This window comes from Nocardioides ungokensis (assembly GCF_013466985.1).
In the GTDB taxonomy this organism is placed as follows: Bacteria; Actinomycetota; Actinomycetes; order Propionibacteriales; family Nocardioidaceae; genus Nocardioides; species Nocardioides ungokensis.
Window position 1 is genome coordinate 1,471,673 of record NZ_CP059164.1, and the last position, 15,228, is coordinate 1,486,900.

General features: G+C 70.4%; 18 protein-coding genes and 1 pseudogene. 18 read left to right on the forward strand and 1 reads right to left on the reverse strand.

From position 1 onward, the window contains the following. The first annotated feature begins 12 nt into the window (after positions 1–12). The 3 genes from H0S67_RS07270 to H0S67_RS07280 all read left to right on the forward strand — a co-directional run bounded on the left by H0S67_RS07270 (position 13) and on the right by H0S67_RS07280 (position 2,733). Positions 13–1,851, forward strand: coding sequence for a M23 family metallopeptidase (locus H0S67_RS07270; protein WP_180936040.1), 1,839 nt, complete (start codon positions 13–15; stop codon positions 1,849–1,851). A gap of 34 nt (positions 1,852–1,885) precedes the next feature. Beyond that, entirely contained in the window at positions 1,886–2,164 is a 279-nt protein-coding gene (locus H0S67_RS07275; protein WP_180936041.1) for a hypothetical protein, read from the forward strand. A gap of 359 nt (positions 2,165–2,523) precedes the next feature. Further along, positions 2,524–2,733, forward strand: coding sequence for a hypothetical protein (locus H0S67_RS07280; RefSeq protein WP_180936042.1), 210 nt, complete (start codon positions 2,524–2,526; stop codon positions 2,731–2,733). A 136-nt stretch (positions 2,734–2,869) separates the two neighbouring features. Here H0S67_RS07280 and H0S67_RS07285 read toward each other — a convergent pair whose 3' ends face one another. Beyond that, positions 2,870–3,145 carry a three-helix bundle dimerization domain-containing protein gene (locus H0S67_RS07285; RefSeq protein WP_180936043.1) on the reverse strand — a complete coding sequence of 92 codons (276 nt, stop codon included), beginning with the start codon at positions 3,143–3,145 and terminating at the stop codon, positions 2,870–2,872. A 123-nt stretch (positions 3,146–3,268) separates the two neighbouring features. Between H0S67_RS07285 and H0S67_RS07290 the strand changes: the two genes are divergently transcribed. The 15 genes and pseudogenes from H0S67_RS07290 (at position 3,269) to H0S67_RS07360 (ending at position 15,225) form a co-directional block, all read left to right on the forward strand. Beyond that, positions 3,269–3,778: a hypothetical protein gene (locus H0S67_RS07290; RefSeq protein WP_180936044.1), complete on the forward strand. Its 510-nt coding sequence runs from the start codon at positions 3,269–3,271 to the stop codon at positions 3,776–3,778. A gap of 144 nt (positions 3,779–3,922) precedes the next feature. Next, the gene (gene pstC / locus H0S67_RS07295) at positions 3,923–4,942 is read left to right on the forward strand and encodes a phosphate ABC transporter permease subunit PstC (RefSeq protein WP_246355199.1); all 1,020 of its coding nucleotides are present in this window, start codon (positions 3,923–3,925) and stop codon (positions 4,940–4,942) included. Positions 4,943–4,946: 4 nt separating this feature from the next. Beyond that, the gene (gene pstA / locus H0S67_RS07300; RefSeq protein ID WP_180936045.1) at positions 4,947–6,212 is read left to right on the forward strand and encodes a phosphate ABC transporter permease PstA; all 1,266 of its coding nucleotides are present in this window, start codon (positions 4,947–4,949) and stop codon (positions 6,210–6,212) included. Continuing rightward, complete coding sequence (locus tag H0S67_RS07305) at positions 6,209–7,156, forward strand: substrate-binding domain-containing protein (protein WP_180936046.1); 948 nt, start codon at positions 6,209–6,211, stop codon at positions 7,154–7,156. Before pstA ends, H0S67_RS07305 begins: the two co-directional genes overlap by 4 nt. A 478-nt stretch (positions 7,157–7,634) precedes the next feature. Further along, positions 7,635–7,853 (forward strand): hypothetical protein, encoded by a 219-nt coding sequence (locus tag H0S67_RS07310; RefSeq protein ID WP_180936047.1) that lies wholly within the window; start codon positions 7,635–7,637, stop codon positions 7,851–7,853. Continuing rightward, the gene (locus tag H0S67_RS07315) at positions 7,853–8,635 is read left to right on the forward strand and encodes a hypothetical protein (protein WP_180936048.1); all 783 of its coding nucleotides are present in this window, start codon (positions 7,853–7,855) and stop codon (positions 8,633–8,635) included. The genes H0S67_RS07310 and H0S67_RS07315 overlap by 1 nt, the downstream gene beginning before the upstream one ends. A gap of 135 nt (positions 8,636–8,770) precedes the next feature. Then, positions 8,771–9,241: a hypothetical protein gene (locus H0S67_RS07320; protein WP_180936049.1), complete on the forward strand. Its 471-nt coding sequence runs from the start codon at positions 8,771–8,773 to the stop codon at positions 9,239–9,241. Next, complete coding sequence (locus H0S67_RS07325) at positions 9,238–9,642, forward strand: hypothetical protein (RefSeq protein WP_180936050.1); 405 nt, start codon at positions 9,238–9,240, stop codon at positions 9,640–9,642. The genes H0S67_RS07320 and H0S67_RS07325 overlap by 4 nt, the downstream gene beginning before the upstream one ends. Next, entirely contained in the window at positions 9,626–10,450 is an 825-nt protein-coding gene (locus H0S67_RS07330) for a hypothetical protein (RefSeq protein ID WP_180936051.1), read from the forward strand. Before H0S67_RS07325 ends, H0S67_RS07330 begins: the two co-directional genes overlap by 17 nt. Beyond that, positions 10,447–11,286: a class E sortase gene (locus H0S67_RS07335; RefSeq protein ID WP_180936052.1), complete on the forward strand. Its 840-nt coding sequence runs from the start codon at positions 10,447–10,449 to the stop codon at positions 11,284–11,286. The genes H0S67_RS07330 and H0S67_RS07335 overlap by 4 nt, the downstream gene beginning before the upstream one ends. Next, the gene (locus tag H0S67_RS07340; RefSeq protein WP_180936053.1) at positions 11,244–11,417 is read left to right on the forward strand and encodes a hypothetical protein; all 174 of its coding nucleotides are present in this window, start codon (positions 11,244–11,246) and stop codon (positions 11,415–11,417) included. The genes H0S67_RS07335 and H0S67_RS07340 overlap by 43 nt, the downstream gene beginning before the upstream one ends. A gap of 69 nt (positions 11,418–11,486) precedes the next feature. Further along, on the forward strand, positions 11,487–12,956 hold the full coding sequence (locus H0S67_RS07345; RefSeq protein ID WP_180936054.1) for a substrate-binding domain-containing protein: 1,470 nt from the start codon (positions 11,487–11,489) through the stop codon (positions 12,954–12,956). Between the two features lie 200 nt (positions 12,957–13,156). Further along, a pseudogene (locus H0S67_RS26525) lies at positions 13,157–14,030 on the forward strand (phosphate ABC transporter ATP-binding protein). A 302-nt stretch (positions 14,031–14,332) separates the two neighbouring features. Beyond that, positions 14,333–14,782 carry a lytic murein transglycosylase gene (locus tag H0S67_RS24680; protein ID WP_246355200.1) on the forward strand — a complete coding sequence of 150 codons (450 nt, stop codon included), beginning with the start codon at positions 14,333–14,335 and terminating at the stop codon, positions 14,780–14,782. A 299-nt stretch (positions 14,783–15,081) separates the two neighbouring features. Further along, complete coding sequence (locus H0S67_RS07360; RefSeq protein ID WP_180936056.1) at positions 15,082–15,225, forward strand: hypothetical protein; 144 nt, start codon at positions 15,082–15,084, stop codon at positions 15,223–15,225. Positions 15,226–15,228: the final 3 nt, after the last annotated feature.

Consider the following 15,228-nt stretch of genomic DNA (forward strand, 5'->3'; position numbering starts at 1 on the left):
GACGGCTCAGCCGTGAAGAGGCAGGGCGCACTCGGCCTGACCGTCCTGCTGATCGGCGGCGCCACCATCATCGGTGTCCCACTCCTCATGGTCATGGTGCTGATGGGCGGCGAGGCCGACCTTGGAGATGTCTGCGCGCCCGGCTCCGACCCGGTGGATCTGGCAGCGGGCACAGCCGACGGCCTGGACAGGCAGCAGCTCGCCAACGCCTCGGCCATCGTCAGCGAGGGGTACGGGATGGCTGTCCCTCACCGAGCCATCGTGATCGCCCTCGCGGTCGCGCACCAGGAGTCCGGCTTTCGCAACTACGGCAACGACGGGCAGGGCAACGACCTCGCCCCCGACCAGCTGGGCATCGCCGCGTCGCTCGACCTGTCGCACGAAGCCGTCGGGTCAGATCACGGCTCTCTGGGCATCTTCCAGCAGCAGTGGCCCTGGTGGGGCTCCATGCCCGAGCTCATGGACCCGGCCACAGCGGCCCGGAAGTTCTACCTGCGACTCCTCAGCGTCCCCGGGTGGCAGCACATGACCGTCACCCAGGCCGGCCAGGCGGTGCAGCAATCCGCGTACCCCGACGCCTACACCGACGACGTCCCGGTGGCCGAGGCCATCCTGAACGGCGCCCCACCCCAAGGAGACGTAGCGCAGACAGCCGCCTACTTCGGCGGCACCGCCAACGGCGGCTGCGGCGCCCAGGCCGCGGCCTTCACGGGCAAGGTCGCGTTCCCCCTGGCTCCGTGGGCGACGTACGTCGATCTCCAGAACTGGGGGAGCAGCGGCTCGCACTGGTCCTCCACCCACACGGGAACCGATCTCTCGACCGCCTGCGGCACGCCGGTCCGCGCCGCCACTGACGGGGTCGTGACAGTGCGAACCGACCAAGCCTGGGCAGGCAACTGGCTGGTCGAGATCAGCATTGGAACTGGGAAGCTCATGACGTGGTACGCCCACATGCAGTCCTTATCGGTACGCACCGGGGAACGCGTCTCCGCTGGTCAGGAGATCGGCGCCGTCGGCGACCTGGGCAACGCGACCGGCTGCCACCTGCACTTCGAGGTACACCCCGACGGGGGAACCACAACCGTCAACCCCACTCCCTGGTTGCACCAGCACGCCGGCCACGACCTGGTGACACCCGTCTCCGGTGGAGGGGGTGGTCCTGAGCAGACCGGGGACGCGTTCACGGTCCTCACCGCGGCCGTTCCGGCGACGTTCTCGCCGGAAGCGGCCCGCGGTCAGTTCAACCGCTGGCTACATCAGGGCGCGGACGTATTGCTGCTTCACGGCGTCGCATCCCGCGATGTCGGACGCATCGTGGCCTCGCTCAATGGCGACTGGGATGTCTGGCAGCCACCGGGGGAGCGCGGCACCTCCGCGATCGTGTGGGACGCCAGCAGGTTCGCGGCCACAAAACGCGGGGTCGTGCCCGGCCTCCGCTCCCCGGTGGACTCGACGTGGATGGCCTGGGCCCTGCTCGAGTCCGACCAGGGAACGCTGCCGGTGGTGTCGATGCAGATGCCAGTCCCTGCGTCAGCCAAGTCGTCGGGCGCCACATCGACCGTGACTCGCAAGCTGCAGCACATGGTCAGCGACATGAACGACGCCGGCTACCCGCCCGTCGTCGGGGGAACTTGGGCCACCCCGGGCACGCGCGGAGCTCGGCATCTCGAGCAACAGCTGCATGACGTGCAGCTCACGCTGAGCGGCGCGCCATCCCGGTGCGCTGAGGAGGGCCCTGGTTTAGATGCCTTCGCCTTCAATCCCGACTATCTGCACGCCGTCGATCGAGGCTGCACCGGTGGGAGTCATGGCGATCCCGAGGCAGCATGGGCTGCGGTAGCCCCTCGATAGGGCTGCCGACCAAGCACGAGGCGAGGAGTCCGAAGTGGAACAAGGCAATGAACGACTGCCGTACTTCGGTGCCCCGCCAACGCGAACGCCGCGGCCCGCACGCACTGAGTCGGCGCTTCACGGCAAGCGCGTGATCTTGTCGACCCCTGATGGGTTCGTCTATGACATGCGTGCAGTGAGCGCGATCTATACGGCGTCAGATGCAGGAGACGTGGTCGACATCCTCACCGAGGAGGACTACTACCGTTGGATGCTCCGCCAGGTCGTGCCCACCCCGCAGCCGTTCCCCGCGCGTCTTGTATGGGTCGAGTAGCCCTTGACATCTTCGAGCCGCATCCGGCCGACCGATCAGCGCTCGGTGGCCCGCCAGTTGCCGTGCGTGCAGTCACATCATCCACACGAGGCTCCGCGCACCCCGGTGGATTGTGAGGATCGAGCGGGTGGAGTTGAAGCCGTCGTATCCCGCGGCCGTCGGCGAGACAGGCGAGCCCTGACAGTGCGACCAGGAGCGCGAGCACCCGGGCATCGCCGTCTTGACTGCCGCGATCCCGACCGCGAACGCGAACAGCTCAGCCCCATCGCGTAGGCGTGGTGTGCCGCTCGTCGCGCTCGGTCTTATTCTCATCGATCGGTCGTTGCTGTGGGGTGGCCGGCACCCTGCCGGCACGGGCCATGGTCGCCTACGCGGTCACCCGCACGGTGGCGATGCCTCAGATCGCCGACGACATCGGCAACTGGGCCCAGCCGCTGCGGCCGGTAGTACTCACCGCGGAGGGGCTACTCATCGTGATCACCCTCGGCCGCCATGCGAGCCCGCGGTCCGCCGTCTGGCTCACCCAGCGGCTGATCCTGTGGGCAGAAATGTGCTCGCGGCCGGCCTGATCGCAACCGACTACTCGAGGGGCTCCTGGGGCGCCGGCTGATCGGCTGTTCGCCCTCACCGCCCGAAAGTAAGGTTCGCCCAGCAACATCGGCCAGCGCCACACGCGTCCCCAAGGTCTGCTGAAGTGCCCGATCGTCAGACGGCGAGATGCCTTGGTCCCAGATCCGAAGCCTCCGCGTCTCCCCGCACATCGCCTCCGGCCCCCGCCTGCCGTAGCCGGTCCAGCACCTCACGTTCGACCAGGATGGGAACGAAGTCCCGGATCGGCCGACCGTCGAACTCCTCCATCGCGTCGGCGATCGCTTGGTTGATCGTCGCGGCCCGCTGATGGGGGAGCCTGTGGCGCAGGCGCTGAGAGAGATGTTGCAGCGCCTGGGCTTCGCCCGACCCGGCGGTGGATGGCTCGCTCACGCTCCAGTGAAGCACCCCGACGGAGGCACACTCCATGCCCAGATCTGGGGGTCTCCGAGATCCGGCCCGGGCCTGGGTATGTTCGCCTTGCTGTGGTCGACTCGCCGCATCCCAGTCACGCGCTTGGCCGGGATCGATGGTCGTGTCGAGTTCACTCTCGAGGGGCTCACGTTCCGGCGTTCCAAGTCGGCGGCCCTCGCCCGTGGCACCCGGCGGCTCCACCAGGTGGAGTGGGCACAGATCCTCGGTGCGGAGGTGGCCTGGTCGCGCAAGGGCCGTCCGATCGTGCGCATCGCCGTCGTGGGCGCCCCGCGCGCGTCCCGGCACCGCGAGGATCCGCATGCGATCAAGGTCCCGCGCAAGTCGGTCGCAGAGGCCGGCGATTTCGTGGAGCTCGTCAACGAGGAGATCGCACTGCGGCGACGGTGGCGGGCTGCTGCCCCCACCGGCCAGGGGCGGGCGCAGGACCCGTCCGACGGGGTCGAGGGCCCCCCGGACGGTGACGACGACAGCGAGCTGGCGCCGGGGGCGTGGAGCACGTCCGCCCGTGGGGCCGGCCACGAAAAGTCCCTCCCCAGTTCCAAGGTGACTACGTCAGGGCCTCTGCAGATGGCCCAGTTGGGCCATGCGTGAGCGAAGACGCTGACCTGTTTGGGAATCACCGCCCGGACGTTCGTTGGCCGTTCATCCGCGCAGGGGTTTCAGTTCCCGGGTGGTCCCCGAGACTTCTCGCGGCTCAGCACGGTGCTGAACCCTTGAGGTGCCAGGAACGATCAGGTGACCACCCTTCCTCTGCAGGACGTTCGCAACGACGCGGCTGACGACGTGCGGGCTCGCAAGATCTCGCGCCGCGCCACCGGCGCCGACGCCGTCTTCGAGCACGGTGCCCGGGCGGTCGGGGCCTCGGTGCTCGTCATCACCGGCGGGGTCGGGCTGTTCCTGGCCTGGCAGGCCTACCCGACGCTCCAGCGCTACGGGTGGGGCTTCTTCACCGAGACGCAGTGGCAGCCCGAGTCCGACGTGCTCGGGATCGCGGCGGTGCTCATCGGGACCTTCGAGGTCGCGCTGGTCGCGATGTTCTTCGCCTTCCCGCTGGCGCTGCTGACCGCGCTCTACATCAGCGAGTACGCGCCTGCCGCACTCAAGCCGACGTTGGTCTCGCTGGTCGACCTGATGGCTGCGGTCCCCTCGATCGTCTACGGCCTGTGGGGCTTCTTCCTGGTGATGCCGCGAGCCGCCGAGCTCGCGTTGTGGCTGCAGCGGCACCTCGGCTGGATCCCGATCTTCCGCGTAGACGCCGACCCGGACGCCGCCGTCTGGGACGCCAGCCGGTACGTCTCGAGCGCGTTCTGCGCCGGCATCGCCGTCGCGATGATGGTGCTGCCGATGTCGTGCGCGGTGATGCGACAGGTCTTCTCCCAGACGCCGCAGGGCGAGAAGGAGGCGGCGCTCGCCCTCGGTGCCACCCGCTGGGGGATGGTCCGCGCCGTGGTGCTCCCGTTCGGCCGCGGCGGCATCATCGGCGGGACGATGCTCGGCCTGGGCAGGGCGCTGGGCGAGACCATCGCGGTCCTGCTCATCATCTCGCCGGCCTTCGAGATCAAACCGCGGATCCTCGAGATCGGCACCAACACGGTGAGCGCCCTGATCGCGGGGCGGTTCGGCGACGCGAGCGCCGCGCAGCTCTCCGCGCTCCTGGCCGCCGGGTTCGTCCTGTTCCTGATCACCCTCGTCGTCAACACGATCGCTGCGGTGATCGTCAACAAGAGCCGCTCGGGCGCGGGAACGGACGCCTAGGACCATGACGACCGAGCTCCACGCCGACCCGACGGTCGGCACGACCCACCTGCCTGCACACGACGACGACACCGCGCCCCCGACCCCTCGACCGTCCCTGGGCAGGCCCAGCCCCGACGAGCGGTTCGCCGGCATCGGGTCGTGGGTGGCGGGCCTCGCGCTGGCCTGGCTGCTGACCCAGCGGATGCTGCCGCTGGAGGGCGTGGCCTGGTTCCTGGTCGCCTGGTTCCTCTGCGGCCTCGCCGTGACGGCGGTGACCGCGGGCATGACCGGCGGTCTCGTCGAGGTCCGCGACCGGGTCGCCGGCGCGGTCGTGACCTGCGGTGCCCTCGTCGTGGGCGCGGCACTGGTCAGCACCCTCGTCTTCGTGGTGGCCCGGGGATGGCGCCCGCTGATGCACCTGAACTTCTTCACCGACGACATGGCCGGCGTCGGCCCCAAGGACCCCTTCGACCACGGGGGCGTGCTGCACGCGATCGTCGGCTCGCTGATCGAGCTCGCGCTGGCACTGGTCGTGACCCTTCCGCTCGGCATCGGCACCGCGGTCTTCATGACCGAGGTCGGCGGCCGGTTCGCTCGCGTCGTACGCACCGTGGTCGAGGCGATGACGGCGCTGCCGTCGATCGTGGCCGGACTGTTCGTCTACACCGTCCTCATCGTCACGCTGGGCTACCCACGCTCCGGGCTCGCGGCGGGAATGGCGATCGCGGTGATGATGCTGCCGATCATCGCCCGAGCTGCCGACGTCGTGCTGCGCGTGGTCCCCGGCGGCTTGCGCGAAGCCAGCCTCGCCCTGGGTGCGAGCAGGTGGCGCACTGTCTGGCACGTCGTCCTGCCGACGGCGCGGCCGGGCCTGGCCACCGCGGTCATCCTGGGCGTCGCGCGTGGTGTGGGGGAGACCAGCCCGGTGCTGCTCACCTCCGGGGCCGCGGCGTTCCTGGTCACCAACCCCAGCGATGGCGTCATGAACTCCCTGCCGCTGTACATCTACTCCACCGTGCGCAGTGGCGAGCCCGCTGCCATCACCCGGGCGTTCGCCGCCGCGACGGTGCTGCTGACGCTCGTCCTCGTCCTGTTCGTCACCGCCCGCCTGGTGGCTCGCCCACGCGGCAACCGCCGGACCCTGCGCAGCCGGCTGGCCCCGAGCGGCGGCTGGCGGAACCGGGGCTACGACATCGTCCGCGCCGACCCGCTCGTCGAGATGGGCCCCGTGCTGCCTGCCGATCCCGACAACCACTACCCGCCCACCTCGACCGAGGAGAATCGTTGAACCGCGTCCGCGTCATCGCAGGGCAGGTGGTCGCCTTCCTGCTCGCGCTCGGCTGCGTCGCTGCCATGCCCGGCACCGCCAGCGCGACCGTCTACGCCCAGATCGAGGGCACCGGCTCCACCTGGTCGGAGCTCATCGTCCAGCAGTGGATCGCCGACGTCGACGCCAACGGCATGAAGGTCGTCTACACCGGCGGCGGCTCGACCAAGGGTCGCAAGGACTTCTCCCAGGACAGCACCGACTTCGCGATCTCCGAGATCCCCTACCAGGGCGTCGACGAGCAGGGCAACGCGGACACCAGCAACGGCCGCGACTTCGCCTACCTGCCGATCGTCGCCGGCGGCACCGCGTTTACCTACCAGCTCAAGATCGGCAACGAGCTGGTGCGCAACCTCCGACTCTCGGGCGAGACGTTGGCGAAGATCTTCACCAACCAGATCACCAACTGGGACGACCCAGCGATCACGAAGGACAACAACGGCCGCAAGTTCCCATCGCTGCCGATCACCCCGGTGGTCCGCTCCGACGGCTCCGGCACGACGGCTCAGTTCACCACCTGGCTGGACCACGAGTACCCGTCGATCTGGCGGCCCTACTTCGGCCGCTCGGGCCTGACGTCGTACTACCCGAAGAAGAACGGCACCCGGATGATCAGCCAGGCCGGGTCGGACCAGGTGATGAACACGATCGCCGGGTTCGCGGGGAACGGAACCATCGGGTACGTCGAGTACTCCTACCCGGTCAACAAGGACTACCCGGTCGTCAAGGTCCTCAACCGGGCCGGCTACTACGTCGAACCGACCCAGTACAACGTGGCGGTCGCGCTGACCAAGGCGCGGATCAACCAGGACAAGAGCTCGCAGCTCTACCTGACCCAGATCCTCGACGGCGTGTACACCACCCGGACCCGCGGGCCTACCCGATCTCCTCGTACTCCTACATGATCATCCCGACCGGGGCCGATGACCCCCGGATGACCACCGCGAAGCGGCAGACCCTCGCGGACTTCATGTACTACTCGCTGTGCGCGGGGCAGTCGAAGGCCGGCCCGTACGGCTACTCGCCGCTGCCCCTCAACCTGGTGCAAGCGGGCTTCCAGCAGCTGGCGAAGCTGAAGAAGGCCGACCCCGACGTCGACCTCACCGACCGCGACGTCACCAAGTGCAACAACCCGACCTTCGTGGCCGGGGACCTGTCGAAGAACCACCTGGCCCAGATCGCGCCGCAGCCCGCTGCCTGCGACAAGGTCGGGGAGGGGCCGTGCGGCACGGCGACCGGCACCAACACGCCGTCCACCGACGACCCCAACGCACGACCGCGACCGCCAGCGGGGATGACACCAGCGCTGGCGGCTCGGGCGGGGGAGCCGGCGGGGCCTCGGGGTCCTCGCCGGGCTCCGCGCCCGGATCCGGGGGCCCCGGTGTGGATCCCGAGACCGGGGCGGTGGTCGGCGGAGACCAGACCACGGCCGCCGGCGGTGCGATCTACGCCAACCCGACCGAGCTGGTCTCCTCCCGCGCCATCGACACACGGACGTTCGGCTGGCTGGCCGCGGTGGAGCTGCTCGCCCTGGTGCTGCTGCCCGGTCTGTACGTCGCGACCCTGCGCCGTCGCCGCTCGGTGAAGGCCGGTGGCCGCTGATGGGGACCACGGCAGGCCGCCGCGCGATCTGGGCCGGTGCGGCACTGATGATGCTCGGTGCCGCCGGGCTGGTCGGCACCCCCGCCCAGGCGGACCAGCTGGCCAAGCCGAGCGGCGCATGGTCGGAGACCAAGCAGGAGGCGCGCCAGGTGGTCGGCGCGGACGGGGTGGCCCACAACTACCCCTTCGCCGACCCGTTCGGCATCACCGTGAGCGCCGACCACACCGAGAACCTCCGCGGGCGGGAGCGGGTCCAGATCAGCTGGTCCGGCGCGCAGCCGAGCGCCGGGCGCTCGGGGAATCCCTACGGACTGGCCGGCCTGACGCAGGAGTACCCGGTCGTGATCCTGGAATGCCGGGGCACCGGCGCGCAGGTGACTCCCGAGACCTGCTGGACCTCGTCGTTCTCGCAGCGCTCGCAGATTTCGAGATCCGCCTCGGACGCGGTGTGGACCGATGACGTCGACGCCGACCCGGCGGACAAGGAGCACGTGAGCGGGATGTCCCCGTTCCCCTCCGAGGAGGAGTGCCCCAACGTCGACCGGAGCGGGACCTACTACAGCCACGTCACCCCCTTCATCTCGGCCAAGGGCACCGTCTCTCCGCCTGCGACAAGGAGCACATGCCCCCGGAGGCGGCCGCCGACTCGGCCTTCCCACCCGCCGAGATCGCCGCGTTCACCGGCGCCGACGGCAGGGGGTCGGTCCAGTTCGAGGTCCGCAGTGACGTCGAGAACGAGTCGCTGGGCTGCAACCACCGCACGGACTGCTCCATCGTCGTGATCCCGATCCTCGGCGTCAGCTGCGACCAGCCGCGAACGTCACCGGCGACCTCACGGCCCCGAGAAGAGCTGCCGACGCACCGGCCAGTGGGCACCCGGCTCCAGCAACTTCGCGGGGCTCGGCGTGGACCAGGCCGTGTCCCCAGCACTGTGGTGGTCTGCCTCCAACTGGAACAACCGCTTCACGATCCCAATCACCTTCGGGCTCCCGCCGGACACCTGCGACATCCTCGACCAGCGGCCCGCGACCGGCTTCTACGGCTCGGAGTTGCTCGCCCAGGCCGCGCTGCAGTGGTCCCCGGCGTACTGCCTGCGCAAGGACCGCTTCAAGTTCCAGCTCAACCAGATGTCCGACGAGGCGGGCTGGAACCTCATGGAAGGCGGCGGCGGCGCCGCCGCCGAGGTCTCCTCCGAGCACCAGCAGCGGGGCAGCGACCCCGTCGGGTACGCGCCGACGGCCGTGACGGGCTTCTCGATCGGCTACGTCATCGACAGGCCCGACAACGTGGGGGAGTACACCAACCTGCGCCTGGACGCGCGGCTGGTGGCCAAGCTGCTCACCCGTCCTACCTCGGCTCCGGCCTGGGGGCCGGTCACCCCGGGATGACGGGCAACCCGTGGGCGCTCATGGCCGACCCCGAGTTCATCAAGCTCAACCCGGGGCTGAGCCAGACCACGCAGGAGGCCGGCGCCACCCTGCTTTCCCTGTCCAACTCCTCCGACCTGATCGAGCAGCTCACCGAGTGGATCGCCCAGGACAAGGACGCGATGGACTTCATCGCAGGCAAGCCCGACCCGTGGGGGATGAAGGTCAACCCCTCCTACGAGGGCCTGGACCTGCCCACGGCGGAGTGGCCGCTGCTCGACACCTACGTGCCGGAGACCGGCAGTGAGTGCATGCAGCAGAACCCCATGACCTACTTCAGCGCCCTGGCCGCCCCGGTCACGACATTGCCGAAGGTCGCCATGGCACTCCTGGACTCCTGGCCCCGTGCAGACCCGGTGTGACACCGACACCAGCACGACACCGCACCTCTACAAGCTGGGACGCATCGACCGGCAGTCCTACGGCTCGCGCTTCATGCTCGGCCTGGTCAGCCTGGGCGACGCCGCGCGCTACGGCCTGCGCACGGCCGCTCTGGAGACGAAGCAGGGCAGCTACGTGACCCCGTCCCCGCAGTCCCTCGCGGCGGCACTCCAGCTGGAGACCCAGCAGGACAAGTACGGTCCCTTCGTCCTCGACCAGGCTGACATCCGGCGCTCGACCAGGGCCTACCCCGGGACGATGGTCGTCTACACGGCCGCCCGGCTGCGCAACCTGCCACAGGCGGACGCCGACAAGGTCGCCCAGTTCATCCGCGTCTCCACCACCGAAGGACAGCAGCCCGGCAGCGGCAACGGCCAACTCCCCGACGGCTTCCTGCCGATCCGCAGCACCGGCGTGACCGCCCCGCTCTACCGGTCCGCACAGGAGGTGGCGGCCGCGGTCGAGGCCCAGAAGGCCGAACCCCCCGTCCCCACCACCTCGGCGACGCCCACCTCCGACGGTGGCAGCAGCCCGGGCACCACCCCGGCCTCCTCCAGCGGTGGCGTGCCCGGCGAGGCGCCCGGGAACGGCGCGGCCCCCTCCGCAGCGGCCTCCGCGTCTCCATCGCCGTCCACCGGCCAGGAGGCGGCGGCCATGCCCGCCACCCAGCCGGTCAGCTCGCCGCTCGCCGGCGGCCTGCTGCCCGCCCTGCTGCTCCTGGGTGGCCTCGGACTCGGCATCGCAGGAGTGGTCCGCGTGGGCGCCTCCTCGGTGGGGCGGAAGCGATGACCGCGACGCTCACCGAGAGCCCCCGGCGCCGGGCACGGAGCAAGGCCGCGCTGCCGACCTTTCGACGGCGTGGCGGAGCCCCCCAGCACCCGCGAGCGGTCGCGCCCGTCCGGGCCGCGACCCCACCGACCCCCGCGGAAAACACCTCGGCCGTGGTCTCGTCCGCGTTCACCATGTTCGCGCTGCTGTGCCTGTGGACCGCCGCCCAGATGCTGTTCCTGGGCAATCTGTCCCACGAGCGGGCCCAGGAGCTGCTCTACCGCGAGTTCCGCACCCAGCTGGCCGGAGCCACCGCGCCGCTCGGCCCGATCGTCCCGGTCGGAGACCCCGTGGCGGTCGTGTCCGCCCCGACCGTCGGCCTGGAGCAGGTGGTCGTCGAGGGCACCGCCTCCGGGGACACCCTGGCCGGGCCCGGACACCGGCGCGACACCCCACTGCCGGGCCAGGAGGGCACCTCGGTCGTCTACGGGCGGGCCTCGACGTACGGCGGCCCCTTCCACACGCTGACCGGGCTGCGGCCCGGCGACCCGGTCACCGTGGCCGCAGCCCAGGGCAAGCTGACGTTCACCGTCCTCGACGTCCGCCGCGCCGGCGACCCGCTGCCGCAGCCAGTCGAGCCCGGCCGGGCCAGGCTCACGCTGGTGACCGCCGAGGGCTCGGGGCGCCTGGCCTCCATCGCCCCAAAGGACGTCGTCTACGTCGACGCCGAGGCGAGGAAGGCGTTCCCCGCACCGCCCGGCCGGCCGCGGCGGTTCCCCAATCCGAGAAGGCGATGGCCAGCGACGAGGGTGCGATGCCGCTCCTCGCCCTGGACCTGGCCCTTCTCCTGGCGCTGACGCTCGGGGTCATCGCCGCCCGTCAGCGATGGTCGACAGCGCTTGTGTGGGTGGTCGCAAGCCCGCTCGCCATCGCGCTGTCCTGGGCTTCCACGGACGTGGTGATGCGCCTTCTGCCCAACCTGATCTGACTCGCTCAGTCACACCAGTTCAGCACGACCCAAACCCGTACCAACACTGCGAAAGAAGAGAGAACCAGAATGTCCGCACGTTCGCTTCTCGCCGGCCTGGCCACCACCGCGGTCGTCACCACGGCGCTGAGCCTCGTCACCCTGGCCCCGGCCTCGGCCGTCTACCGCACCGACCCCGACGACACCGCGTTCACCGCCACCGCAGCGGACCTGATCGGGGCCGGCTCCGACACCACCCAGCACGCGGTCAAGCTCCTCGCCGACGCGTGGAACGCCGACTCGAGCCACACCTTCAAGGTGGCCACCTACGCGGCGACCGAAGGCGGCGCGCCCAAGCAGGCCGACGCCACCATCCCGCTGCCGGGCGGCACCGAGGCCACCCGCCCCAACGGCTCCGGCGACGGCAAGAGCCGCCTCTACGGCACCGGCAACGTGCCCCAGATCGACTTCGCCCGCTCCTCCGACGCCCTGTCGACCACCGAGACCGACAACGGCCTCAAGGCCTTCCCGTTCGCCCTGGACACGGTCGTGATGGCCGTGTCCAACTCCACCCCGTCGCACGCCCCCGCGTCGATCACCGTCAACGACCTGGTCAAGATCTACGAGTGCCAAGCGGGGGCGACCGACTGGAGCGACTTCGGCGGCACCGCCGGCACCATCGAGCCGCAGATCCCGCAGAGCGGCTCGGGCACCGCCAAGTTCTTCAAGAAGCAGCTCGACGCGGCCAAGGGCAGCGCAGTCACCTACGGCGCCTGCGTGAACCAGAACGTGCAGGAGCACGACGACAGCACGGTGAAGGACGACGCCAACGCGGTCGTGCCGATCTCGAAGGGCCGGGCCGAGCTCAAGGGCGGCACGGTGCGCCTCATGGACGGCTTCGCGGCGAAGCGCGACCTCTACAACGTGGTGCGCGGCGGCGACGTCACGAAGCCCGAGATCCAGGCCGTCTTCGGCGAGAACGGCTTCATCTGCTCCACCGAGGCTCGCGACCTCATCGCCCAGGCCGGCTTCCAGCAGCTCGCGACCCCGGCCCACGGCGGCGTCTGCGGCACGCCGGTGGACACCACCAGCAACTTCACCGTCAACCAGCAGGTGGTCACCGCCACGACCTCACCGCGACCAGCAGCAAGGCCAACGCGGCCACCCTGGTCGCCAAGGTCACCGGCGCCACGGCTCCCGAGGGCGCGGTCACGTTCTACGACGGCGCCGGCGTGCTCCAGGCCGACGTGCCCCGTCTCGGGCCAGGCGACGTACAACGCCACCGGCCTGAGCGCCGGCAGCCACGACTTCCGCGCGGCCTTCACCCCGGCCTCGGGAAGCGCCTTCGACCCCTCGCAGGGCACGAGCTCCGCGACCGTCAAGACCGCCTCGAAGGTCACCGAGTCCTTCCCCGCCAGCATCGCCAAGGGCCAGCGCGCCAAGGGTGTCGTCACGGTGGTTCTCACCGGCGTCGCCAACGCCGCAACCGGCAAGGTCAAGGTCCTGCTCGGTCGCAAGACCCTCGCCACCGCACGCTCTCCGGTGGCCGGGCGACCGTGAAGCTGCCCGCACTCGCCAAGGGCACCAACAAGCTCAAGGCCGTGTACGCCGGCAACGCAACCGCCGCCGGCTCGCAGAGAGCTTCACGATCACCCAGAAGTGATCAACCCGTAGCACCGCACCACCCGGGTGTCGGGTGGCCGCCGCAGCCGTGGTGGCTACCGACACACCTCGCGTCTCCCCTCATCAGAAGGCCAGCCATGAACACCTCGACCAACACCCACGCCGACCCGCACACGGCCACCACGGTCCTCCCGGCCGTCCCGGCCCCGCGGCCCGGGCCGCTGTCCGACGCCGGACGGGCAGCCACGCTCGACGCCCGCGACATCACCGCGTGGTTCGGCCGGCACAAGGTTCTCGACCGGGTCTCGCTGACCATGCCCGCAGGTGGCATCACCGCGTTGATCGGCCCGTCGGGCTGCGGCAAGTCGACGTTCCTGCGCATCCTCAACCGGATGCACGAGCTCGTGCCCTCGGCCCAGCTCGCCGGCGAGGTCCTGCTCGACGGCCAGGACGTCTACGACCCGGAGAAGCGCCTCATCGACGCCCGCCGGTCCATCGGATGGTGTTCCAGAAGCCCAACCCGTTCCCGGCCATGTCGATCCGGGAGAACGTGCTCGCCGGTCTCCGGTTGACCGGGACCCGTGCCTCACGGGCGACGCGGGACGAGCTGGTCGAGTCCTGCCTGGTCAAGGCCGGCCTCTGGAACGAGGTGAAGGAACGGCTGGACGCGCCGGTGGCGGCCTGTCCGGCGGTCAGCAGCAGCGGCTCTGCATCGCCCGATCCCTGGCCATCAAGCCGCGCGTCCTCCTCATGGACGAGCCGTGCTCGGCGCTCGACCCGACCTCCACGCGGGTCATCGAGGAGACCATGCTCGAGCTGGCACGGGAGGTGACGATCGTCATCGTCACCCACAACATGCAGCAGGCCGCGAGAGTCTCGGACACCTGCGCATTCTTCCTGGCCGGACAGGGGGCACCGGGTGTCATCGTCGAGCACGGCGACACCACCGCCATGTTCCAGCAGCCGCGCGACCCGCGCACCGCCGACTACGTCAACGGCCGGTTCGGGTGAGCCTTCGCCTCGTTCTCCGGCCTCGCGGTCGGGCTCGGCCTGCTCTCCGCGACCGCCCTGGCCACCCAGGCCCACGACCGGGGTGGCCGGCTCGACGACCTGGAGGTCGTGGGACACCCCGCGTACGTCAGCGCCCCGACCCGGGCGGTCGCGCCCGTCGCCAGGTCGGGAGACCGACAGCGGGCCGCGGTGCCCGAAGTCGCCCCGACTGGGTCGCGCTCACGGCTCGGGACACCGGCATCCCGGCACCGGCGGTACGCGCCTACGCCCGAGCCCAGCTGACCGCGCCCAACGGCTGTGCGGTGGACTGGACGACGCTGGCCGCGATCGGCTACGTCGAGTCGCGCCACGGCACGATCGGTGGGCGGACGCTGCTGGACGACGGACAGTCGTCAACCCCGATCCTGGGGCCGGCACTCGACGGAACCGGCGACTTCGCGGCGATCCGCTCGACGCCCACCTCGCGCAACCTGCACGGCGACCCCGTCTGGGAGCACGCGGTCGGCCCGATGCAGTTCCTGCCCTCGACGTGGGACCAGTACGCCGCGGACGGCGACGGCGACGGGCGCGCCGATCCCCTCGACCTGGACGACGCCGCCGCCGCAACCGCCGGCTACCTGTGCGCTGGCGGACGCGACCTCTCCACCGGGGCCGGGTGGGCGGCCGCAGTCTTCTCGTACAACCACGCCCAGGTCTACGTGGACGAGGTCTACGCCGCCGCCACGTCGTACGCCGACCGGTCCGCATCCTGAGGCACGACCGTCAAGGCCCACCCTTGCTTTGAAGAAGTGACTGTGCCCCGATATTTTCGCGCAGCACTTCGTCCCGTTCATGCCTCCCCCGTCTGAACGGGACGAGGTGCGCCTGTTCGGACGGCCGTTCGCCCATGAGGGGTCGTGCGTGACGAGGCCGGTTGTAGTGCGGGCGCAGGGCTCCGTCGTGGGCACGGTCACGCCGGTCTGAACACTGGATGAACGCCTCTCGACGGCCGTGACCCGCGGGCCACCGGGGGAGTTGGCACCTGCGAGTCCCCAGGATCCCAGGAGCCCCGATGCGTCTCGTCCCCGTTGCCGCGATCACGGCGACCGCCCTCCTGAGTGGCGTCGTGGCCTGGCAGGTCGCCAGCGCCGACGACACCCGCCACGTCACGCCATACACCCCGACCGGCACTACGCCGAGGGCACCAGCCTGGTGAGCG

Bases quoted from the DNA above. Each gene is read 5' to 3' on its own strand.
- H0S67_RS07280 (WP_180936042.1), top strand. From the start codon at position 2,524: ATGGTCGCCTACGCGGTCACCCGCACGGTGGCGATGCCTCAGATCGCC.
- pstA (WP_180936045.1), top strand. From the start codon at position 4,947: ATGACGACCGAGCTCCACGCCGACCCGACGGTCGGCACGACCCACCTG.
- H0S67_RS07315 (WP_180936048.1), top strand. From the start codon at position 7,853: ATGGGGACCACGGCAGGCCGCCGCGCGATCTGGGCCGGTGCGGCACTG.
- H0S67_RS07325 (WP_180936050.1), top strand. From the start codon at position 9,238: ATGACGGGCAACCCGTGGGCGCTCATGGCCGACCCCGAGTTCATCAAG.
- H0S67_RS07335 (WP_180936052.1), top strand. From the start codon at position 10,447: ATGACCGCGACGCTCACCGAGAGCCCCCGGCGCCGGGCACGGAGCAAG.
- H0S67_RS07340 (WP_180936053.1), top strand. From the start codon at position 11,244: ATGCCGCTCCTCGCCCTGGACCTGGCCCTTCTCCTGGCGCTGACGCTC.
- H0S67_RS07345 (WP_180936054.1), top strand. From the start codon at position 11,487: ATGTCCGCACGTTCGCTTCTCGCCGGCCTGGCCACCACCGCGGTCGTC.
- H0S67_RS07360 (WP_180936056.1), top strand. From the start codon at position 15,082: ATGCGTCTCGTCCCCGTTGCCGCGATCACGGCGACCGCCCTCCTGAGT.